We start from the raw sequence: 22,729 nt of genomic DNA, 5'->3' as shown, positions 1-22,729 counted from the left end.
TGTTATGTGTGACAATTATTTTAAAAATAAAAAGGTCGTTATTATTGGTGCTAGTGGTAATTTGGGAAAAGCATACACACAAGCTTTTTTTCAAGCGGGTTCTCATTTATTTCTTTTAGGTCGCAATATGAATAAATTAGCTGCTTTTTCTGAGGATATTGCTTCCAACATTCCAATTTGCTCGGTAGATATAACAAATGAAACTTCTATTAAAGTTGCAGTGTCTGAAGTTCAAAAGTGGTCGGATAATATAGATATTGTTATTAATGCAACGGGATTTGATGTTCGAAAATCTTTATTATCTCACTCTGAGGAGGAGATCAATCAGACTATGACGATTAACCTAATAGGGGCTATTCTTGTCAGCAAACATTTTTTACCTTTGTTAAAAAATCAAAAAGGAGCAACCATTGTGCATTCAGGAGGTTTTGCAGATGGTAGGCTGGCCTTTCCCTATTATAGTGTAGATGTGGCGAGCCGCGCCGGACTTTTTTCTTTTATCGAATCAATGAATCGAGAATTAAAACAGGAGAAGAAAAAAATGCATCTAACTTATTTTTGCCCCAATGCAGCAGATACACCATCAGAAAAGCCTTATCATCCAGTTTGGAGAGAGATGGGGATCTCTATATCAAGTACAAATCAAGTAATCCAAGCTTTACTTAAAGGTATAAAATCTCGTAAAAGAGTGATTTTGATGGGACAAGGTACAAAGATTTTTACAACATTGAACCTGCTATCCCCAGCAATAGCGGATTATCTTTTACTGAGACGATACGGTCGTATTTTAAAAAAATATTTTGGATAAATTTTCTATTATTTTTCTAAGAATTTTCTCATCATTTAGTATTCTTTAAGAAAAAATTTAGGTCACTTTAAGAAAAAATAATTAAAATGTATGTAACCTAAAGAAAGGATGTGGTGAATTCATGAAGTAAAACTTCTTTACTTTATCACAGAAACTTAAAACAGAAAGAAGGAAAAACCTAGAATGAATAAAGAGAAAATGATTGTTGTAGAAAAAAGCACCAAGTGGTGGCTATCGGTAGTAGCGACAGGTTCTTTAGTAGTCGGCTTGCTTGGTGGCTATACATTCGGTTCTTTGACGCAAAAAGCAACAAATCAGCAGTCAACCGTTCAAACATCGAAAACGCAGCAAAATAATCAAGATGGCAATAATATGCAAGGTCCCGGTGGACAACCGCCTCAAGGACAGGGTGAAAATAATGGAAATGGTATGCCACCTCAAATGAATGGTCAAGATGGACAAGGTGGTCCTGGTGGTAACGGTGGACCTGGAGGGCCAGGAGGACAGCCACCACAAGGAAATAATAATCAAGAAGGCGGTAGCAATTCTAAGAAGAAGCCAGCCAATGCAGATGGAAGTACAAAGGATAAGGAAAGCAATTCTAATCAAAATAATGAAGAAAACGCTACAAAATCTTAATCCATTTGTTAAAGTCATGATATAATAATTAAAGAATTATACTAAGATCCAAAAAAATGGGACAAAAATTCTTTATTTTACATAATCTTAGATGAAGCAGATCAGTATCTTATAGCAGGAGGAGAACAAGATGATTAAGATTTTACTAGTAGAAGATGACTTAGGGTTGTCGAACTCTGTATTTGATTTCTTAGATGACTTTGCGGATGTCATGCAGGTTTTTGATGGTGAAGAAGGACACTATGAAGCCGAAAGCGGTGTTTATGATTTGATTTTACTTGATCTGATGCTCCCTGAAAAAGATGGCTTTCAAGTTTTAAAAGACTTGCGTGAAAAAGGAGTCTCAACTCCTGTTCTCATCATGACTGCTAAAGAAAGTTTAGATGATAAAGGGCATGGTTTTGAATTGGGTGCAGATGACTATCTAACCAAGCCGTTTTATTTAGAAGAATTAAAGATGCGGATCCAAGCCTTACTCAAGCGTTCAGGAAAATTTAATGAAAATACCTTATCATATGGTGATGTAACAGTAAACCTCTCTACCAATACCACATTGGTGAACGGAAAAGAAGTAGAATTACTAGGAAAAGAATTTGATTTATTAGTTTATTTCTTGCAGAACCAAAACGTAATTCTACCTAAAACTCAGATTTTTGATCGACTCTGGGGCTTTGACAGTGATACTACCATTTCTGTCGTTGAAGTCTATGTCTCAAAAATTCGGAAAAAATTGAAAGGAACGACTTTTGCGAACAATATGCAAACCCTTCGCAGTGTCGGTTACATTTTGAAGAATGCTGAATAAACTTAGACGAACTTTTTATGCGGATGATTTTTCATATTTCATTCGCTATTTTGGTGTATTCACACTTATTTTCTCGGCCATGACTCTTTTAATCATTCAGATTATGCGCTCAGGGCTTTATACAACAGTTGACGATAATTTAAAAAGTTTAAGTCAGAATCCCAGATCTGTCCTCCACCTTGCTTTGGCTCGTGCAGCCAATATGCAACCAACGATTGATGAGGGTCAGTCATCTGATGATGATACTGGGCCACAAGACGCCCCAGACCCTGGACCAATGGATAATCTGAAGGTGAATTCGAACACTGAAGCAGTCTTGTTCGATGAAGACTTGAAACCATTGACTACTGCAGATCATTTTCTTAGTTTAAAAAAGATTTCAATCAAGAAAAAGGATGTAGGTAAAATTATTCAGACTACTTTGAAAAACAACTATGGTCAAGAAGAACTCTATCGTATGTTGGTTTTTGAGATTAATCCAAGCGAATTCTTATCTGGGAATCTTTTGAACAAAGTAAAATATGCAGCAGTTTTGATTAATGTCAATCAATTGGAGCAAACCAGTCAGAATCATGAACAAATCATTGTCATTGTTATGATTAGTTTCTGGTTAATTTCAATTATTGCCAGTATTTATTTGGCTCGGGTCAGCGTGAAGCCTCTAATAGACAGTATGCAGAAGCAAAAATCTTTTGTTGAAAACGCCAGCCATGAGTTGCGTACTCCTTTAGCTGTTTTGCAGAACCGTTTGGAAACTCTTTTCCGAAAACCGGAAGCTACGATTATGGAATCTAGTGAAAATATTGCCTCCAGTCTGGAAGAAGTTCGGAATATGCGGATGCTAACAACTAATCTATTGAATCTTGCAAGAAGAGATGATGGCATTAAGGCTGAAATTACTGAAGTTGAACCAGAATTTTTCACTACAACATTTGCCAACTATGAAATCATTGCGGATGAAAATGAGAAAGTATTTATCTACGAAAATCATATCGACCACAACATCAAGACAGATAGAACACTTCTAAAACAGCTGATGACTATTCTCTTTGATAATGCTGTGAAATATACAGAAGAAGATGGGGTTATTAAGTTTATAGTATGGTCAAAAGACCGTTCTCTATACTTACGAGTGTCCGATAACGGCCCTGGAATCAATAATGAAGACAAAAAGAAAATTTTTGATCGTTTTTATAGGGTTGATAAGGCTAGAACAAGACAAAAGGGTGGTTTTGGTCTAGGTCTATCTCTTGCAAAACAAATAGCCGATGCTCTAAAGGGTACAATTACTGTTAAAGATAATAGACCTAAAGGTACCATTTTTGAAGTCAAAATTTCAATCAAATCAGAAAGCAAGAAACGAGTTGGACGATTGAGTGATGGGAAAAAAGATTGAAGGTTTTATTCTAAAGAGAAGCTATTGGATAGACATCATTGTCTTTGTCAAAATAGGATTAACAGATATATAGTGATTCTAAAAAGCTTGGCTTTATTAAGCCAAGCTTTGTTGTTGTATTTAAAAATCAGCTCAAAGAGCTGATTTTTAATTTTTAATAGACCAAACGCTAACAGATTGTTCTTCAACAGGGAACTCTCCCCAGCCTTCTTCATCGATAGTGACAATTGTTTGGCAATTACCCAGGTAGTCCGAACACTCGTGCCCTGACCAATCTTGTCCAAAATACATCCGTTTTGACGTAGCAGTAGCATTTGAAATTAGAACTGCGATAGGCTGACTACCTTCTTGACCAGCCCTTGTCCATCCGATACAATTTGGGTCATCAAAATAGTCGGTCTCTTCACCATAAGCTAGGTTTAGACGAAGGTCTAATAGTTTGTCAATCTCTTCTCGGAAATCTTGCTGAGCGAATTCACCATTTATGCCATAGTAGTCTCCATAGAAAATACATGGTAGTCCAGACTCTCGAAGTAAAATAAGAGCATAAGCCGCTGGTTTAAACCATTCTTCCACAGTCGATTCAAGTGCTTGACCACGCTGAGTATCATGGTTTTCTACAAATGTCACTGCTGATTCAGGGTGGTTTTTCACTAAAGTATGATCAAAAATAGTACGCAAGTCATATTCTTCACCTTTTTGACTCGCTTCAAAAAGATTAGTATGCAATTTAACATCGACAAGGTCGAAGCGATAGTCAATATTTTCTAAGTAGTCATTATTAGCAGCTTCATCATTATTCCAAAACTCTCCGAAAACGTAGAAATCATCACCATATTCTTGCAAAATATCTCGAATAAAGTTGGCCATAAAGAAGGAATCTATATGCTTAACTGCATCCAAGCGGAAACCCTGTATACCTGTAGTTTCGATAAACCATCTAGCCCAATCGTATAGGTTTTTAATAACATCTGGGTGTTTGAAGTCCAGATCGGCGTACATTAGATAGTCATAGTTTCCGTTTTCGCTGTCTACCAGCTCGTCATTCGCCCAACCTTTATTGTCACCTTGAATTAAATAAATTCCAGACCGACGACTTTTTGCATCAAAGTCAGTTCCAGTAAAATGGTACCAATGCCATTCAAAGTCATTATATTGCTTGTTTCTTCCTGGAAAAGTAAAGTGAGTCCATCCTTTAATCATAAAGGGCTCAGAAATAGCAGTAGTACGGTCATTTGGATCTACTTCAATAACCGTAAATGTTTCAGTTCCGTCGGCTGCAGCCTTATGATTTAAAACGACATCAGCAATTGGATCGATTCCATTGTCTTTTAGTGTTTGGATCGCTTGAAGATATTCTTCTTTTAATCCATACTTAGTCCGAACGGTTCCTTTTTGATCAAACTCTCCTAAATCAAATAAGTCGTAAATGCCATAGCCGACATCATTTGAGGCAGTTGCTTTAAAAGCCGGAGGCATCCATATTTTTTTAATCCCTTTGGCCGCTAAATTTGGCGCATCCATTGCTAATCGATTCCAATGCTGGCCATCATCTGGCAGATACCATTCGAAATACTGCATTAAAGTTTGGTTTTTCATATCAAATTCCTTATTCAATCAATTATTCTGACTCCTAGAATGTATTCGTGTCAGATTTACCGCTATTTTATCAAAAATAGAAGGAGGACGCAAAAGTTTGCGTCACTGTTTTTTGAACCTTATCTCAAATACTGTACAATTATGATCGTTTAGAAGTAGCAAAATCGCATCCCAATGAATTAAGGCGCAAAAAAAGCTCCGAAGAGCTCATTTTGTATGCAGTTAATTGATTAACCAAGTTTTGCTGCAAGACGTGCTTTATCACGGCTAGCTTTGTTCTTGTGGATCAAACCTTTAGTTTCTGCTTTATCGATAGCTGAGCTAGCAGCGCGGTAAAGTTCTTCAGTTGGGTTTGCTTCAAAAACTTTGATTGCAGTACGCATAGCTGATTTTTGAGCTGAGTTTTTTTCGTTATGTTTAACGTTCAATTCAGCGCGTTTGATAGCTGATTTAATGTTTGCCAAGTTTTTCACCTCCAATGTATACTAACTATCTAATTATATATGAAAAGTTCGCATTTGACAAGCCTTAATTATTCTTTTAAAAAAATATCACTTGATTTCAATCGATTATAGTTATTTCTTTAAGTAAATCTCATCTATTTCATGGTTATGAGCTTTATGAAGGATTAATTCAGCGCGATTGCGAGTTGGCTCAATATAATCTTTTAAGTTAACTAAATTAATAGATTTCCATATGTTGCGAGCCATTTTCATAACATCTTCAACTGGTTCTTGGGTGAAGCGATGGTAGTAGTTCTTTGAATCCTGTCTAGCCAAGTCCAATAATTTACCAAAACGATCAAGATACCATTTCTCGATATTCTCAACCTCAGCGTCTACATAAATAGAAAAATCAAAGAAATCTGTTATATAGAGACGTTCATTTTGAGGATTTTGAAAAACATTAATCCCTTCAACAATGACGAAATCAGCAACTTGGATTGTCTGTGTTTGATTTGGAACAATATCATAGATTTCATGAGAGTAGACAGGAACCTGATAAGTTTGTCCGTTTTTTAGGTGATCTAAGAAATTTAGAAGAAGTTCCATGTTATAACTTTCAGGGAAGCCTTTTCTATTTAAAAGGTCATGTTTCTGTAAGACAGAGTTTGGATATAAAAAACCGTCTGTCGTTACGAGTTCAACTCTTGCATTTTCAAATGTCCTAGAAAGTAAAATTTGGAGAAGGCGGCTTGTTGTCGACTTTCCAACTGCTACGCTACCAGAAACACCAATGATAAAAGGCTGTTTTTTTAAGGTTTTTTGTAGAAATATTCCCTTTGAAAAAGCAAGATCTTCTTTGGCTCTCTTATAAATTTGAATCAGATTAGTTAATGGTAAATAGATATCCATAACATCTTGCAAACTAATTTCATCATTAAAACTTTTTATTGAATTTAATTCTTCTTCAGTTAATGGCGGTGTTGTTTTTCTATGTAATTGTTGCCATCTTTCTCGGCTAATTCTATCAAAATGAAGAAATTCGTTTGTCATATTTTTTCTCCTATCAACTTGATTAGTATACCATATTGTTAAAAAAAATTGTAGAAAATATTGTAAACGGTTTACATTTTAGGTAAAATTGTGATAAAATTAATTTATGTCAAAGATGTATTTTGCAGAAAATCCGGATGCTAAGCACGATATCCATAAATTACAACTGAATTTATTAGGTCAACCAATGACCTTCCTTACGGATGCTGGCGTCTTTAGCAAGAAGATGATCGATTATGGTAGTCAGGTCCTCCTGTCTACCATAGATTTTTCTATAGGGGATACTATTTTGGATCTGGGCTGTGGTTATGGTCCATTAGGTTTAACATTAGTAAAATCGCAAGCTGTGAAAGCCACCTTAGTGGATATTAATCTGCGTGCTTTGGATTTAGCCCGAAAAAACGCAGAACTTAATGGGGTTTCAGCGGAAATCTTTCAATCTAATGTCTATGATCAAGTAACTGGAGTTTTTGACCATATAATTAGTAATCCTCCCATTAGAGCTGGGAAGCAAGTAGTTCATCAAGTTATTGCAGGTAGCCTTGAGCATTTGACGGTAGGTGGTGACCTAACTATCGTCATACAGAAGAAGCAGGGGGCGCCAAGCGCTAAAGCCAAAATGGAAGAAGTTTTTGGAAATTGTGAAGTTGTCAAAAAAGATAAAGGCTACTATATTTTAAGGAGTGAGAAACTAGAATGAGAGCTGTCGACATTATTCAAAAAAAACGTGATGGTTTGGAATTAACAAAAGAAGAAATTCAATGGTTGATTGATGGTTATGTTGCTGGTACAGTGCCCGATTATCAAATGTCTTCTTTTGCAATGGCTATTTACTTTAAGGGAATGACAACCAGAGAAATTTCAGACTTGACTATGACAATGGTAGGAACAGGTCAGCAAATTGACTTATCAGAAATTTCTGGTATTAAAGTGGATAAGCATTCTACTGGTGGTGTTGGTGACAAGGTTACCTTAATCCTTGTTCCCTTGGTTGCTAGCTTTGGTGTACCAGTTGCAAAGATGAGTGGTCGAGGTCTAGGTCATACGGGCGGAACTATTGACAAACTGGAATCTGTAAAAGGATTTCAAGTGGAGCGCAGTCAAGAAGAATTTATCAAACAAGTTCAAGAAATCGGGCTTTCTGTAATTGGTCAGTCAGATCAACTTGTGAAAGCTGATAAGTTGCTTTATGCTCTTCGTGATGTGACCGCAACAGTCGACACAATTCCTCTAATTGCGAGCTCTGTTATGAGTAAGAAGATTGCTGCCGGAGCAGATAGTATTCTTCTAGATGTGACAGTTGGTGAAGGCGCCTTTATGAAGAATATTGAAGATGCGCGTCGCCTTGCTCAGACTATGGTTGAGTTAGGTAAAGCTGTAGGCAGACGAACAGTAGCTGTTATTACAGATATGAGCCAACCTGTGGGAACAAGCATTGGTAATCGTTTAGAGATTCTTGAGGCTTTAGAGATCCTTCAAGGAAAAGGCAGAGAAGATGTAACCCATTTTATCTGTGAGTTGGCTCAGATTATGCTTAGCTTAGCAAATGTAGAAAAAACTGTAGAGGAAGTTCGCGAGCACATAATGAACGGCTCTGCTCTCAGAAAGTTTGAAGCTATGATTCAAGCACAGGGCGGTGACTTGGAGGACCTTTATAGGCCATCTTCAGCCCAGTATATAGTAGACATCACTGCAGATCAGTCTGGTTTCATTTCTGAACTACCAGCTATGGAATTCGGTTTATTTGCTATGCGTTTAGGTGCTGGTCGAGCAGTTAAATCTGACAACTTAGATTATGAAACTGGAATTGTTTTTGAGAAAAAAGTTGGCGAAGCTGTTCAATCAGGTGAAGTAGTTGCTAAAATCTATGCTAACCAAAAAATCTCTGAGGAAATGATTACAGAATTCAAAAAAAATGTTAGAATAGATGTCGAACGGAAAAAAGTAAGCGAAATCATTGAGGTCATTTCTTGAGTTTAAAGGAGAAAAAATGAAATTGAACAAATACATTGACCATACTCTTTTAAAGCCGGAAGCAACAAAAGAGCAAATTGAAAAAATAATTGAAGAAGCCAAAGAATATGATTTTGCAAGTGTCTGCGTTAATCCAACTTGGGTAAAGCTTGCAGCTGAAGAACTAAGCGGATCTGATGTAAAAGTTTGTACAGTTATAGGTTTCCCTTTGGGGGCAACCACTCCTGAAGTAAAGGCATTTGAAACAAAAAATGCGATTGAAAATGGGGCTGATGAAATCGATATGGTAATCAATATTGGCGCTCTCAAGTCTGGCAACTTGGATTTGCTTGAAAAAGATATTCAAGCAGTAGTAGAAGCAAGTGGTGAGAAACTTGTGAAGGTCATTATTGAAACTTGCCTTTTGACTGATCAAGAAAAAGTTCTGGCCTGTCAAATTTCCCAAAAAGCTGGAGCCGACTTTGTAAAAACATCGACTGGCTTTTCAACTGGTGGTGCTACTGTAGAAGATGTAGCTTTGATGAGACAAACAGTTGGTCCTGATATGGGAGTTAAAGCATCTGGAGGCGCTCGTTCTTATGATGATGCTCAAGCTTTCATTAAAGCTGGAGCTACTCGGATTGGTGCTTCATCAGGTGTTGCTATCATGAAAGGGGAAACAGCTAGTGGCAACTACTGATTTAATCGATTTGGCCGTAGAGACAAGCAAAAATGCGTATGTTCCATATTCTCACTTTCCAATTGGTGCTGTACTAGTTGCTAAAGATGGCCGTGTCTTCACTGGAGTTAATGTTGAGAATGCTAGTTTTGGTTTGACAAACTGTGGTGAACGAACAGCAATATTTAAAGCAGTTTCTGAAGGAGCACTTGAGTTTGAAGAGCTGATTGTCTATGGGCAGACAGAAAAGCCAATTTCTCCATGTGGAGCATGTCGTCAAGTGATGGCAGAATTTTTTAATAAAGATCTAAAAGTGACATTAGTCGCTAAAGATAAATCGACGGTCGTGATGACGGTCGGGGAATTACTTCCATATTCTTTTACCGACTTAAAATAGTTGGTAGTCTGGGTCATCTGACCACACAATTTTGCAACATTGTTGCATATCTTATTTAGGAGGTTCAGAAATGAACAAGAAAAAATGGCTAGGCCTTGGTCTAGTAGCTGTCGCAGCAGTAGGACTTGCTGCATGTGGTAACCGTGCATCTCGCTCAAATAGCAATTCAGATGCTAAAACAGATCTGAAAGCTGCTATCGTAACCGATACTGGTGGTGTTGATGACAAGTCATTCAACCAATCAGCATGGGAAGGTTTGCAAGAATGGGGTAAAGAAAACGGTCTTTCAAAAGATCATGGTTTCACTTACTTCCAATCAACAAACGAATCTGAGTATGCTAATAACCTTGAGCAAGCTGCATCAAGTGGTTATAAAGCAATTTTTGGTATTGGATTTGCTCTTCGTAACGCTGTAGAAGCTGCTGCCAAAGACCACTCAGACATCAACTATGTCATCATTGATGATGAAATCAAAGGTCAAGACAATGTCGCTTCTGCTTTGTTTGCAGATAACGAAGCAGCTTATCTTGCAGGTGTAGCTGCAGCGAAAACAACTAAAACAAAAGTTGTTGGATTTGTAGGTGGTATTAAAGGTGCCGTATTGACTCGTTTTGAAAAAGGTTTCGAAGCTGGTGTTAAATCAGTAGACCCATCTATCAAGATTGATGTTCAATATGCAGAATCATTTGGTGATGCTGCTAAAGGTAAAACAATCGCCGCTGCACAATATACAGCAGGTGCTGATATCATTTATCAAGTAGCTGGTGGTACAGGTGCTGGTGTCTTCAACGAAGCGAAATCAATCAATGAAACAAGAAACGAAAGCGAAAAAGTTTGGGTTATTGGTGTGGACCGTGACCAAGAAGCCGAAGGAAAATTTAAATCTAAAGATGGTAAAGAATCTAACTTCGTTCTTGCTTCTACCTTGAAAAAAGTTGGTGGAACAGTTAAAGACATCGCAACCAAAGCATCTAAAAACCAATTCCCTGGTGGTAAAACAACAGTTTATGGTTTGAAAGATGGTGGTGTTGATTTGACAACTAAAGCTTTGTCAGATGATGCTAAAAAAGCAGTAGAAGATGCTAAAGCTAAAATTCTTGACGGAAGCATCAAAGTTCCTGCAGAATAAAATTCAAACATTGACTCTCAGGAAGCGATCTTAGAGAGATCGCTTCTTTGAGATTGAGACAAAAGGTTTTGTCTCAATAGAGCTTACTAACTCTTAGTAGGTTCTATTGAAATAAAAGTTTTGAAAGGATGGGATCACAATGACACATGAAAATGTCATCGAAATGCGGGAGATTACCAAAATCTTTGGACAATTTGTTGCAAATGACAAAATTAACCTTCATCTTCGTCGTGGTGAAATTCATGCTCTTTTAGGAGAAAACGGAGCAGGTAAATCTACTTTGATGAATATGTTGGCAGGATTGCTTGAGCCTACTAGTGGTGAAATTGCAGTAAATGGGCAAGTTGTTAAACTAGACTCACCATCGAAAGCAGCCTCTTTAGGTATTGGAATGGTGCACCAACACTTTATGCTGGTCGAAGCATTTACTGTTGCCGAGAATATTATTTTAGGAAGTGAAATTACTAAGAATGGTGTTCTAGACATCAAAAAAGCAATCCAAGAGATAAAAGAATTATCTGAAAAATATGGACTTGCCGTAGATCCTTCTGCAAAAATCGAGGACATTTCAGTCGGCGCTCAACAACGTGTTGAAATCTTAAAAACTCTTTATCGTGGTGCTGACATCCTTATTTTTGACGAACCAACAGCTGTATTAACACCAGCTGAAATCGACGAATTAATGATCATTATGAAGAACCTTGTCAAAGAGGGGAAATCGATCATTTTGATTACGCACAAGTTGGATGAAATTCGTGCAGTTTCTGATCGTGTTACAGTTATTCGTCGTGGTAAAAGTATTGAAACGGTTGAGATTGCTGGTGCTACAAACCAAGATCTAGCTGAAATGATGGTAGGACGTTCTGTTTCATTTACAACAGAAAAAAATCCTCCTCAACCAAAAGAAGTCATTCTTTCAATCAAGGATTTAGTTGTTAATGAAAACCGTGGTATTCCAGCTGTCAAGAATTTATCACTTGATGTTCGTGCAGGTGAAATCGTTGGTATTGCCGGAATTGACGGAAATGGACAAAGTGAATTAATTCAAGCGATTACTGGTTTGCGTAAAGTTAAATCAGGAACTATTAATATAAAAGGTAAGAATGTAGTTGGCTTGCCTCCTCGTAAGATTACGGAAATGAAGGTCAGTCACGTTCCTGAAGACCGCCACCGTGATGGTTTGGTCCTTGATATGACTATTTCTGAAAATATTGCTTTACAAACTTACTATAAAGAACCACTGAGCAAGAATGGTATTTTGAATTATACTAATATTCATAATTATGCTCGTAAACTGATGGAAGAGTTCGATGTTCGTGCAGCAAATGATTATGTTCCTGCATCAGCTCTATCTGGAGGTAATCAGCAAAAGGCAATTATTGCTCGTGAAGTAGACCGTGATCCAGACCTTCTAATTGTTAGTCAGCCTACACGTGGATTAGACGTTGGTGCGATTGAGTATATCCATAAACGTTTAATTGGTGAGCGTGATAAAGGAAAAGCAGTTCTTGTTGTCAGCTTTGAATTGGATGAGATTCTCAATTTATCTGATAGAATCGCTGTTATTCATGACGGTAAAATTCAAGGTATCGTAACGCCAGCTGAAACCAACAAACAAGAACTTGGTATTTTGATGGCCGGAGGAGAACTAAAGAAGGGAGATTCTAATGTCTAAGAAAACACAGCAGATTGCCGTTCCTTTGATTTCTGTCGTTCTTGGGATTTTACTCGGTGCGATTATCATGTGGATTTTTGGCTACGATGCTATTTGGGGGTATGAAGAACTTTTCAAAACAGCCTTTGGTACTCTAAGAAGTTTGGGGGAAATCTCTCGTGCAATGGGACCACTGATCTTGATCGCCCTTGGTTTTGCAGTGGCTAGTAGAGCCGGCTTCTTCAACGTTGGTTTGCCTGGTCAAGCTTTGGCTGGCTGGATTACTGCCGGTTGGTTTGCCCTATCATTTCCAAATTTACCGCGCCCACTTATGCTCATCATGACTGTATTCCTTGGTATTGTAGCGGGTGGTATTATTGGTGCGATTCCTGGTATTTTACGTGCTTACCTTGGAACATCAGAGGTCATCGTAACGATCATGATGAACTATATCGTTCTATATGTTGGTAATGCCTTTATCCATAGTTTCCCGAAATCTGTCATGCAGAGTGTGGATTCTAGTATCACTGTTGGCCCTAACGCCACCTATCAGACAGAGTGGTTGCGTGCTTTGACCAATAATTCGCGGATGAACATCGGAATCTTCTTTGCAATTATTGCAGTTGTTTTTGTATGGTTCCTTCTTAAGAAAACGACACTTGGTTTTGAAATTCGTTCAGTTGGTATCAATCCACATGCAAGTGAGTATGCTGGTATGTCAGCAAAACGTACAATTATCCTTTCAATGATCATTTCTGGTGCCCTTGCTGGTGTCGGAGGAGTAGTAGAAGGACTTGGTACATTCCAAAACGTATATGTTCAAGGTAGCTCATTAAGTGTTGGTTTCAATGGTATGGCAGTTAGTCTTCTTGCAAGTAATTCTCCTGTGGGAATTCCTTTTGCAGCCTTCCTGTTTGCAGTACTTCAAGTTGGAGCTCCAGGTATGAATGTTGCAACGATTCCTTCAGAATTGGTCAGCATTGTAACAGCAGCTATCATCTTCTTTGTAAGTGTTCATTACATTATTGAACGTTTTATCAAACCACGCAAACAAGAAAAGGGAGGTAAATAAGATGAATTTTGTCTCAATGCTAAATTTGTTAGTGTCGTCAATGCTTATTTATGCAGCTCCTTTGGTCTTCACTAGTATTGGTGGTGCCTTCTCTGAACATTCAGGTGTTGTTAACGTGGGACTTGAAGGTATCATGGTGATGGGTGCTTTCTCAGGTGTTGTTTTCAACCTTACGTTTGAAAGTACTTTCGGAAGTTTAACACCTTGGTTGGCCCTTTTGGTCGGTGGAATAGTCGGACTTGTTTTCTCACTTATTCACGCAGTCGCTACTATCAACTTTCGTGCAGACCATGTTGTCAGTGGTACAGTTTTGAACTTGATGGCACCTGCCTTGGCAATTTTCTTAGTAAAAGCTCTTTACGGAAAAGGTCAAACTGATAACATTCGAGTTTCTTTTGGTAAATTTAATTTCCCAATCCTGTCTGATATCCCTGTTATTGGAGATATTTTCTTCAAACACACCAGTCTGATGGGTTACTTGGCTGTAGGTTTTGCCTTTGTCGCTTGGTTCATCATGTTTAAGACGAAATTTGGTCTTCGTCTTCGCTCTGTTGGTGAACATCCACAAGCTGCAGATACACTGGGAATTAATGTTTATCTGATGCGCTATTGGGGAGTAATAATTTCTGGATTCCTCGGTGGTGTCGGTGGAGCGATCTACGCACAATCAATCTCAGTTAACTTTGCTGCAACAACAATCATTGGACCAGGTTTCATTGCTCTAGCAGCTATGATCTTTGGTAAATGGGATCCAATTGGAGCAATGCTTTCAAGTCTTTTCTTTGGATTATCTCAAAGTTTAGCAGTTATCGGAAGTCAATTACCATTTCTATCTCATGTTCCAGCGGTTTACTTGCAGATTGCGCCTTACGTTTTGACAATTCTTGTCCTAGCACTCTTCTTCGGAAAAGCTGTTGCACCTAAGGCGGATGGTATTAACTATATCAAATCTAAATAAAGTGAAACAGGAATTTTTCCTGTTTCTTTTTTGTTTTATGGAGAGGAAAATTGTATTATGTGGTATAATGTCCATAACAATTTAGGAGTGTAAGATGAATATACAAGTAAGAGTTCAATTGTCTGACAAAGAAAAGAATGATGCGTTTTCGATAGTAAAAGAATGTAACCAAGTAGATCAGACATATAGAATTCCATATTTAGACAGCAATTATAATGACAATCCCAACATGCCTGCTTTTATCTTAGCGTTTGTAGACGAGGCTTTGGTTGGCTTTCTATCAATATATGCTGATGAACCACATGAAGCAGAAGTGTCTATTTATGTTGCTCCTGCTTATCGCTGTCAAGGCATAGCTAAGGTACTAGTAAATGAATTTAAGAAGACTGCTAAGCGTTATCAGCTTATTAATATCCATTATATTTCAGAAACGAATTTTTTAGATCGATATCCAGATTTTTGGAATAAATATTCTGCTAACATAGATGAGAATGAGATTTGGCTGGAACAAGATTCTCGTCAATTCTATTTGGATGATGTTTCAGATATAGAAGTTGCTTTAGCAGACCTAAGTTTAATTAGTGATATCGCAAATTTTCAATCGCAAGAGTTTGGTACTACATTGACTTGTGCAGAAAAGTATGCCAGAGAGGCTGTACTTGATGAAACTTGTCGCTTATATGTCTTACGTAAGGATGGACGAGTTCGTGCATCTTGTTCGGTAGATGTCAGCTTAGGAACCAATTACTTATTTGGTTTGGCAGTGGAAAAAGGGTATCAAGGCCAAGGATTAGGGTCCTATCTAGTCAAATATATTCTAAACGATTTACACAAAATCAATGGCCGACTTTGTCAAATAGTTGTTGAAGTTGTAAACACTGGTGCCTTGAGATTATATCAAAGGTTGGGTTTTGAGAAAAAGTCGGAAATAGTTTACCTGGAAAGAAAAGATAATTTATAAAAAGGTCATGGTTAGTTTAACTTTGGCCATTTTGGAGAAGAAATTATGAAGATAAAGAGAAGAGAACCCTTGTTGGTCCAATCTGGTCTAGTATTAGGTTTGTTAGCCATTGGAAACTTGATTGGAAGTTTGAGTCAGATTTTACGGTATTTCTTTGCTGGGCTAGCAGTTTTCTTTTTAATTCATTTGATATTTGGTATGGTCTCATATAAAAAACTGGTTAGAAAACAGTTAAGAGATCCTCTCATTGCATCTGTCTTTCCGACTTTCTTCATGCAAGGGATGTTGCTTTCAAGCTATCTGGCAAGCTGGACATTTTGGGGATCTTGGACCATGTTCTTGGCTCGAATTCTGTGGTGGATTAGTTTTATCGGCTTAGTCTTTTTGATGATTTATTATTTCTTTTCGTTTCTTATTCCTTTCAAGTGGGAAAATGTTTATCCTTCTTGGACTGTTCTCTTTGTAGGAATTGGCGTAGCTCCTTTGACAATCTTTGTTTCTGATCAATTCTTTCTTGGGCAGATAATCTTTTGGTATTGTCTTCTTGCTACCATTCTAGTTTTGCCAATTGTTTTTTATAAGACTTTTAAGATTGGACTAACAGAAGCGATTCTGCCGAATATGACGACGTTTTGCGCTCCGGTTTCATTGATAACAGCGGCTTATGTAGCTAGTTTCCCAAATCCAAACAATCTTTTGCTCTTATTCCTTATCGTTTTTGGGCAGATACTTTATTTCTTTATTCTATATCAACTTCCAAGTCTTTTGAGAAGACCTTTTTCTGCAGGATTTTCCGCCTTTACTTTTCCTTTAGTGATTTCAGCAACAGCCCTAAAAACTTTCTTATTGCATTATAATATAGGAATTACTGGACAAATTATTTATGTATGTGAAGTGCTAATCGCTTTAGTTGTTGTTCTAAGAGTAACTTTCCTGTATTTAAAAGACATATTTGCATTATCAGAATAGTGTAAAAGAGGATCTCTAGTTTAGAGACCCTCCATTTCTTTATGAAAGAACGAATTTATGGTATAATATCAATACTTTACATGAGGAAGATAAAATGAATATTCAACAATTACGATACGTGGTTGCTATTGCAAATAGTGGAACTTTTCGAGAAGCGGCAGAAAAAATGTATGTCAGCCAACCGAGTCTTTCCATTTCCGTGAGAGATTTAGAAAAAGAGCTTGGTTTTAAGATTTTTCGGAGAACTAGTAGTGGGACCTTTTTAACTCGTCGAGGAATGGAGTTCTATGAGCGGGCTCAGGAATTGGTAAAGGGCTTTGATATTTTCCAAAATCAGTATGCTAATCCTGAGGAAGAAAAGGACGAATTTTCTATTGCTAGTCAGCACTATGATTTCTTACCCCCTCTTATCACAGAGTTTTCAAAGTTATATCCAGCATATAAGAATTTTCGGATATTTGAATCGACTACCGTCCAGATTCTAGATGAAATAGCCCAAGGTCATAGCGAGATAGGAATCATCTATCTTAACAATCAGAACACTAAGGGAATTATGCAAAAAATAGACAAGCTTGGTTTAGAAGTTATTGAGCTCATTCCTTTCCAGACGCATATTTATCTAAGGGAGGATCATCCGCTGACCAATAAAAAAGAATTGATTATGGATGATTTGACTGACCTACCTACCGTTCGATTTACTCAAGAAAAAGATGAGTATCTCTATTATTCTGAAAACTTGGTGGATACCAGCGCTAGTTCCCAGATGTTTAATGTGACCGACCGGGCCACATTGAATGGTATTTTAGAAAGAACAGATGCCTATGCGACTGGATCAGGTTTCTTGGATAGTAATAGTGTGAATGGCATTACAGTGATTCCAGTCAAGGATGCTCTAGATAATAAAATGGTTTATGTCAAACGTTCTGAGGTTGAACTATCTCAAGTTGGAGAGGCATTTGTAGCTGTTATGAAAGAATATTTTGAGAAGAAGAGAAAAGTATGAGAAGAAAAATAACCATTCCCCTTACGATTGTCTTGCTGATTGTTTTAGATCAGTTGGTTAAGTGGACTATTGTCTCTAATATTAAATTAGGTGAGGTTAAGGGATTCATTCCTTCAATCATGAGCCTAACATATCTTCAAAACACAGGAGCTGCTTTTTCTATTTTAGAGAATCAGCAGTGGCTCTTTACAATTATCACACTCCTTGTGATTGGAGGAGCCATCTGGTATTTGATAAAAAATATAAAAGGTTCATTTTGGCTTATCAGTGGGTTGACCTTGATTATTGCAGGTGGTTTAGGTAATTTTATTGATCGCTTGCGCCAAGGATTTGTTGTCGATATGTTCCAAGTTGATTTTATCAATTTTGCAGTCTTTAATGTTGCGGATACCTATCTAACTTTTGGAGTTTTAATCATGCTCCTAGTCATCATAAAGGAAGAAACTAATGGAAGTGAAAGTTGAGCAGGCTGGGGCGCGTTTAGATAAAGCCGTCGCTGATTTAACTGATTTGTCAAGAAGCCTAGCTAATGAACAAATTAAGACAGGTAAGATTTTAGTAAATGGCTTGGTAAAAAAAGCTAAGTACACTGTTAAAGAGGGCGATGTCATCTCTTACAAACTACCAGAGGTTGAGGAAGTTGAGTATGTAGCAGAGGATATTCCGTTAGAAATCGTCTATCAAGATGAGGACGTGGCAGTTGTCAATAAACCGCAGGGTATGGTGGTCCATCCTTCTGCAGGTCATACTAGTGGCACTCTAGTCAATGCTCTTATGTATCACATCAAAGACCTGTCTGGCATCAATGGAGTTCTCCGGCCGGGGATTGTCCATCGGATTGACAAGGACACTTCAGGGCTTCTCATGATTGCTAAGAATGACCATGCCCATGTGGCTCTGGCTGATGAGCTCAAGGATAAGAAATCCCTACGCAAGTATTGGGCTATTGTTCATGGAAATCTACCTAATGACCGCGGAGTGATTGAGGCTCCGATTGGCCGTAGTGAAAAAGACCGCAAGAAGCAGGCTGTGACGGCCAAAGGCAAGTCAGCTCTGACGCGTTTCCAAGTCTTGGAGCGTTTTGGTGACTATAGCTTGGTTGAGCTTCAGTTGGAAACAGGACGAACTCATCAAATCCGCGTTCACATGGCCTACATCGGACACCCTGTAGCTGGAGATGAGGTCTATGGACCTCGTAAGACTTTAAAAGGACATGGCCAGTTTCTGCACGCGCGAACATTAGGCTTTACCCATCCTCGAACTGGTGAAATGCTAGAATTTACAGCTGAAGCGCCAGCTATTTTCCAAGAAACCTTGAAAAAGCTACGTCAAGAATAATCAGGTTCATTCATTATTAAAATACAAAACAGTCCCTAGGAGCTTTTGAAGCTGCCTTGCGGCTGTTTTTTTATATTAAAGAGGAGAATTAATCATGTGCCAAGTTAAATTTTCCTATCACCCGAATATCTATCAATTGGAGTTTAGCCCAATCAAGCCTAATCAAGATAGTTTAGTTATGACATACCGGAACTGTGCTTTATCCCCAAATTTCATAACCAAAAAAATTAAAGTAATGCTACAAGTTCCTAATATACCTGCTACAAGATACATCATAGGATTTATCAATAATCTATAAAACTGCAAAAGTTTGACACAGTTTTCACATAGTTGTATAATCGTAGCATAGCTCTGACAGAAGTTTCATAATGAAATTTTTTGCCATAACTAACTTGTAAACCCTTTGCTGTTCAGCTATGAACGTGTCGCGGTATCATGGATACCAAGGAGGAATCATATGTCAAAAGTTGCTATTGTTACAGGTGCAGGTCAAGGGATTGGTTTTGCGATTGCAAAGCGCTTGGTTCAAGATGGATTTAAAGTCGGACTATTGGACTATAATGCGGAAACTGTTGAAAAGGCTGTTGCAGAGTTATCTGCTACTAAGACCTTTGCTGTAGTTGCAGATGTGTCTAAACAAGCAGAGGTAGCTGCCGCCTTCCAAAAAGTCGTTGATCATTTTGGGGATTTAAATGTTGTTGTCAATAATGCTGGTGTAGCACCAACAACACCACTTGATACCATCACAGAAGAACAATTTACACGTACTTTTGCCATTAACGTAGGTGGCGTCATTTGGGGATCTCAAGCGGCTCAAGCACAATTCAAGGCTCTTGGCCATGGAGGCAAGATTATCAACGCTACATCTCAGGCAGGTGTTGTGGGAAATCCTAATTTGACAGTCTACGGTGGTACGAAATTTGCGGTTCGTGGAATCACTCAAACATTAGCGCGTGATTTAGCCGACTCTGGAATTACAGTCAATGCTTATGCGCCAGGTATCGTGAAGACACCAATGATGTTTGATATCGCTCATGAAGTCGGAAAAAATGCTGGCAAAGATGATGAGTGGGGTATGCAAACATTCGCTAAAGATATCACGCTGAAACGTCTCTCTGAACCAGAAGATGTTGCAGCAGCTGTTAGCTTCCTAGCAGGGCCAGATTCAGACTACATTACTGGTCAAACTATTATCGTTGATGGTGGCATGCAATTCCATTAAGAAATGTTCAAAAGATTCGTTCAAAACTGTGATCAATTGGTCGCAGTTTTTTACGTCCTTTATAGAAAAAATTTTAGTTAGTTGAAGCTATTTTATCAAAGATAGCTTTAAAATCGACGAACAGTTATTTAATGCTCGCTGTATACCGTTCAAGTAAAATAACGTCCTTCACCCCCTCGACCGCTTCAATCACGGTCGTTTTTATTTTCCGTAAATCATGGTATAATAAGACAATCTAGCAGTGAAGGAAAAGGAAATGAAAGCAAAGCGAATCGTATTTAAAGTGGGAACTTCGTCATTGACAAATGCAGATGGTAGTCTGTCACGCGCTAAGGTAAAGGAAATTACTCGGCAGTTGGCTCTCTTGCATGAGGCGGGACATGAGTTAATCTTGGTCTCATCAGGAGCTATTGCGGCAGGCTTTTCTTCTCTGGGCTTTAAAAAGCGACCGACCAAGGTAGCAGATAAACAAGCTTCAGCTGCGGTTGGACAGGGTTTGCTATTGGAAGAATATACAACCAATCTTCTTTTGAAACAAATCATTTCTGCTCAGATTCTTTTGACCCAGGATGATTTTGCAGATAAGCGGCGTTACAAGAATGCCCATCAAGCCTTATCTGTCTTACTGAATCGCGGAGCTATTCCTATCATCAATGAAAATGACTCGGTGGCCATTGAGGAGCTCAAGGTTGGGGATAATGATACACTGAGTGCTCAGGTGGCAGCCATGGTTCAGGCGGACCTCTTGGTGCTCTTGACAGATGTAGATGGACTCTACACAGCCAATCCCTCTACCAATCCAGATGCCCGCCGGCTTGAAAAGATTGAGAAGATTAGCTCTGAGTTGATTGATATGGCAGGTGGCGCTGGATCAAGTAACGGAACTGGTGGCATGCTGACAAAGATTAAGGCTGCAACGCTTGCGACCATGTCTGGTGTTCCGGTCTATATCTGCTCCTCGCTCAAGACGGATGCTCTACTAGAAGCTGCGGAGGAAACCAAGGATGGCAGCTTCTTTTTGGCCCAGGAAAAGGGGCTAAAAACGCAGAAGCAATGGCTGGCTTTCTATGCTAAAAGTCAAGGGGAAATCTATGTAGACCAAGGAGCAGCCGACGCTCTCAGAAACAATGGTAAAAGTTTGTTGGTGTCTGGTCTTGTATCTGTATCGGGTAGCTTTGCCTATCAAGATACAGTAACGGTTTACGAAGAAGGTAGCGGAACTATTCTTGGTAAAGGGCGCGTGCGTTTTGGCAAGTCAGCTCTTAAAGATATGCTCAAGTCCAATAAACCTAAAGGTGTTGTCATTCATCGGGATGACTGGATTTCTCTGACACCGGAGTTGAATGATTTATTTGCAGAATTTTAGAAGACGAGGAAAGGAGAAGCGATGACCTCAACGCAAGCAATTTTTGAAAAGGTTCAGAAAGTCAAGAAGACGATCAATACGGCCACAACTACTGAGAAAAACCATGCTTTAGAAGAAATGGCAAAGCAGCTCTGGTTTTCTCGTGCGGATATTTTGACAGCTAATGAACTGGATATGACCGCGGCTAAAGGTAAGATTTCAGATGTGATGTTGGATCGCCTCTATCTAGATGAGGAGCGGATTGCTGCTATGGCAGAGGGCATTCGCCAGTTGATTGACTTGGAGGATCCTGTAAGGCAAGTCTTGGAAAGGACCGAGCTTGATAACGGCCTTGTCATCAGTAAAATGCGAGTGGCTATGGGCGTGATTGGTATTATCTACGAAAGTCGGCCCAACGTCACCTCTGACGCTGCGGCTCTGGCCCTAAAGAGTGGTAGCGCAGTCGTTCTCAGAAGTGGCAAGGATGCCTATCAGACAGCGCTAGCAATTGTCACAGCTTTGAAAGAAGGCTTGGCTCAGACGGAGATTTCGCCGGATTGTATCCAGTTGGTTTCTGATACCAGCCGGGCTTCCGCCCAGGCTATGATGAAGGCCAAGGGTTATCTGGATTTGCTCATCCCTCGTGGTGGCGCGGGACTGATTCAGGCGGTTGTAGAAAATGCTACTGTGCCAGTTATTGAGACAGGTACTGGAATTGTTCATATATATGTAGATAAGGACGCTGATCAGGACAAGGCTTTGGCGATTATTGAGAATGCCAAGACCAGTCGCCCCTCAGTCTGCAATGCCATGGAAGTGCTACTGGTACATGAAGAGATTGCAGCTGCATTTTTACCACGTTTGCAGAAGATTTTGGTGACAGATCGTGATGCTGTACAAGAAAAGTCTGTTGAATTACGTTTGGATGAGAAAGCGGCACAGTATATCTCGAGCTCGCAAGCTAGACCGGAAGATTTTGATACCGAATTTTTGGATTATGTCTTAGCGGTCAAGCTGGTTTCTTCGCTGGAAGAAGCGGTGGAGCATATTGAGGCTCACAGCACTCATCACTCGGATGCCATTGTGACGGAGAAGTCTGCAGCGGCAGCTTACTTCACAGAGCAGGTGGATAGCGCAGCAGTTTATGTAAATGCTTCAACCCGCTTTACAGATGGCGGTCAATTTGGCCTTGGCTGCGAAATGGGTATTTCTACTCAAAAACTTCATGCCAGAGGTCCTATGGGGCTGAAAGAGCTGACCAGCTATAAATACGTCATCCAAGGGACTGGTCAAGTGAGGAAATAAT

23 protein-coding genes are annotated in these 22,729 nt (G+C 38.9%); 20 read left to right on the top strand and 3 right to left on the bottom strand.

The window, feature by feature from the left end; all coding sequences use genetic code 11:
* Nucleotides 1–4 precede the first annotated feature (4 nt).
* The 4 genes from PCY09_RS02135 to PCY09_RS02120 all read left to right on the top strand — a co-directional run bounded on the left by PCY09_RS02135 (nt 5) and on the right by PCY09_RS02120 (nt 3,648).
* Nucleotides 5–808, top strand: coding sequence for an SDR family oxidoreductase (locus tag PCY09_RS02135; RefSeq protein ID WP_061593323.1), 804 nt, complete (start codon nt 5–7; stop codon nt 806–808).
* Between the two features lie 183 nt (nt 809–991).
* On the top strand, nt 992–1,447 hold the full coding sequence (locus PCY09_RS02130) for a hypothetical protein (RefSeq protein WP_096755253.1): 456 nt from the start codon (nt 992–994) through the stop codon (nt 1,445–1,447).
* Nucleotides 1,448–1,577: 130 nt separating this feature from the next.
* Nucleotides 1,578–2,252 carry a response regulator transcription factor gene (locus PCY09_RS02125; protein WP_125397030.1) on the top strand — a complete coding sequence of 225 codons (675 nt, stop codon included), beginning with the start codon at nt 1,578–1,580 and terminating at the stop codon, nt 2,250–2,252.
* Nucleotides 2,242–3,648: a cell wall metabolism sensor histidine kinase WalK gene (locus PCY09_RS02120; protein WP_061599021.1), complete on the top strand. Its 1,407-nt coding sequence runs from the start codon at nt 2,242–2,244 to the stop codon at nt 3,646–3,648. Before PCY09_RS02125 ends, PCY09_RS02120 begins: the two co-directional genes overlap by 11 nt.
* 147 nt (nt 3,649–3,795) lie before the next feature.
* On the opposite strand, the gene PCY09_RS02115 is transcribed toward PCY09_RS02120, so the two are convergent.
* The 3 genes from PCY09_RS02115 to coaA form a co-directional block, all read right to left on the bottom strand.
* The gene (locus PCY09_RS02115; protein WP_185760614.1) at nt 3,796–5,247 is read right to left on the bottom strand and encodes an alpha-amylase; all 1,452 of its coding nucleotides are present in this window, start codon (nt 5,245–5,247) and stop codon (nt 3,796–3,798) included.
* 230 nt (nt 5,248–5,477) lie between these two features.
* Nucleotides 5,478–5,726: a 30S ribosomal protein S20 gene (gene rpsT / locus PCY09_RS02110; protein WP_081105536.1), complete on the bottom strand. Its 249-nt coding sequence runs from the start codon at nt 5,724–5,726 to the stop codon at nt 5,478–5,480.
* A gap of 96 nt (nt 5,727–5,822) precedes the next feature.
* Nucleotides 5,823–6,743 carry a type I pantothenate kinase gene (gene coaA, locus PCY09_RS02105; protein ID WP_125376441.1) on the bottom strand — a complete coding sequence of 307 codons (921 nt, stop codon included), beginning with the start codon at nt 6,741–6,743 and terminating at the stop codon, nt 5,823–5,825.
* Nucleotides 6,744–6,849: 106 nt separating this feature from the next.
* On the opposite strand from coaA, the gene PCY09_RS02100 reads away from it, so the two are divergent.
* From PCY09_RS02100 to PCY09_RS02025, 16 genes are all read left to right on the top strand, one after another.
* Nucleotides 6,850–7,443 (top strand): class I SAM-dependent methyltransferase, encoded by a 594-nt coding sequence (locus PCY09_RS02100; RefSeq protein ID WP_048775849.1) that lies wholly within the window; start codon nt 6,850–6,852, stop codon nt 7,441–7,443.
* Nucleotides 7,440–8,717: a pyrimidine-nucleoside phosphorylase gene (locus PCY09_RS02095; RefSeq protein ID WP_048775851.1), complete on the top strand. Its 1,278-nt coding sequence runs from the start codon at nt 7,440–7,442 to the stop codon at nt 8,715–8,717. The genes PCY09_RS02100 and PCY09_RS02095 overlap by 4 nt, the downstream gene beginning before the upstream one ends.
* A gap of 16 nt (nt 8,718–8,733) precedes the next feature.
* Entirely contained in the window at nt 8,734–9,396 is a 663-nt protein-coding gene (gene deoC, locus PCY09_RS02090; RefSeq protein WP_045773983.1) for a deoxyribose-phosphate aldolase, read from the top strand.
* Nucleotides 9,383–9,772, top strand: a complete 390-nt coding sequence (locus PCY09_RS02085; protein ID WP_008808721.1) for a cytidine deaminase — start codon at nt 9,383–9,385, stop codon at nt 9,770–9,772. The genes deoC and PCY09_RS02085 overlap by 14 nt, the downstream gene beginning before the upstream one ends.
* A 70-nt stretch (nt 9,773–9,842) precedes the next feature.
* Nucleotides 9,843–10,901: a BMP family protein gene (locus tag PCY09_RS02080; RefSeq protein ID WP_020992636.1), complete on the top strand. Its 1,059-nt coding sequence runs from the start codon at nt 9,843–9,845 to the stop codon at nt 10,899–10,901.
* Nucleotides 10,902–11,040: 139 nt separating this feature from the next.
* Nucleotides 11,041–12,576: an ABC transporter ATP-binding protein gene (locus PCY09_RS02075; protein WP_061601967.1), complete on the top strand. Its 1,536-nt coding sequence runs from the start codon at nt 11,041–11,043 to the stop codon at nt 12,574–12,576.
* The gene (locus PCY09_RS02070) at nt 12,569–13,627 is read left to right on the top strand and encodes an ABC transporter permease (RefSeq protein WP_045634862.1); all 1,059 of its coding nucleotides are present in this window, start codon (nt 12,569–12,571) and stop codon (nt 13,625–13,627) included. The genes PCY09_RS02075 and PCY09_RS02070 overlap by 8 nt, the downstream gene beginning before the upstream one ends.
* Nucleotide 13,628: 1 nt before the next feature.
* Nucleotides 13,629–14,585, top strand: a complete 957-nt coding sequence (locus PCY09_RS02065; protein ID WP_045502853.1) for an ABC transporter permease — start codon at nt 13,629–13,631, stop codon at nt 14,583–14,585.
* Nucleotides 14,586–14,679: 94 nt separating this feature from the next.
* A complete protein-coding gene (locus PCY09_RS02060) occupies nt 14,680–15,546 on the top strand; it encodes a GNAT family N-acetyltransferase (RefSeq protein WP_045634861.1) in 867 nt (288 codons plus the stop codon).
* 45 nt (nt 15,547–15,591) lie between these two features.
* A complete protein-coding gene (locus PCY09_RS02055; RefSeq protein ID WP_045634860.1) occupies nt 15,592–16,515 on the top strand; it encodes a TDT family transporter in 924 nt (307 codons plus the stop codon).
* A 94-nt stretch (nt 16,516–16,609) separates the two neighbouring features.
* Nucleotides 16,610–17,518, top strand: coding sequence for a LysR family transcriptional regulator (locus PCY09_RS02050; protein ID WP_048779550.1), 909 nt, complete (start codon nt 16,610–16,612; stop codon nt 17,516–17,518).
* Nucleotides 17,515–17,982 carry a signal peptidase II gene (gene lspA / locus PCY09_RS02045; RefSeq protein WP_045634858.1) on the top strand — a complete coding sequence of 156 codons (468 nt, stop codon included), beginning with the start codon at nt 17,515–17,517 and terminating at the stop codon, nt 17,980–17,982. The genes PCY09_RS02050 and lspA overlap by 4 nt, the downstream gene beginning before the upstream one ends.
* Nucleotides 17,966–18,856 carry an RluA family pseudouridine synthase gene (locus PCY09_RS02040; RefSeq protein WP_045634857.1) on the top strand — a complete coding sequence of 297 codons (891 nt, stop codon included), beginning with the start codon at nt 17,966–17,968 and terminating at the stop codon, nt 18,854–18,856. The genes lspA and PCY09_RS02040 overlap by 17 nt, the downstream gene beginning before the upstream one ends.
* Before the next feature lie 457 nt (nt 18,857–19,313).
* A complete protein-coding gene (locus PCY09_RS02035) occupies nt 19,314–20,078 on the top strand; it encodes a (S)-acetoin forming diacetyl reductase (RefSeq protein WP_045502872.1) in 765 nt (254 codons plus the stop codon).
* Nucleotides 20,079–20,334: 256 nt separating this feature from the next.
* Nucleotides 20,335–21,444: a glutamate 5-kinase gene (gene proB / locus PCY09_RS02030; protein ID WP_061595734.1), complete on the top strand. Its 1,110-nt coding sequence runs from the start codon at nt 20,335–20,337 to the stop codon at nt 21,442–21,444.
* Nucleotides 21,445–21,465: 21 nt separating this feature from the next.
* Nucleotides 21,466–22,728, top strand: coding sequence for a glutamate-5-semialdehyde dehydrogenase (locus PCY09_RS02025; RefSeq protein WP_048779554.1), 1,263 nt, complete (start codon nt 21,466–21,468; stop codon nt 22,726–22,728).
* The last annotated feature ends 1 nt before the right edge of the window (nt 22,729 follow it).

Origin of the sequence: Streptococcus sp. SG2 (assembly GCF_030439925.1) — a bacterium.
GTDB classification, from domain to species: domain Bacteria; phylum Bacillota; class Bacilli; order Lactobacillales; family Streptococcaceae; genus Streptococcus; species Streptococcus gordonii.
Note: the sequence above shows the minus strand (reverse complement) of the source record. Positions and strands in the feature narration are given on the sequence as shown.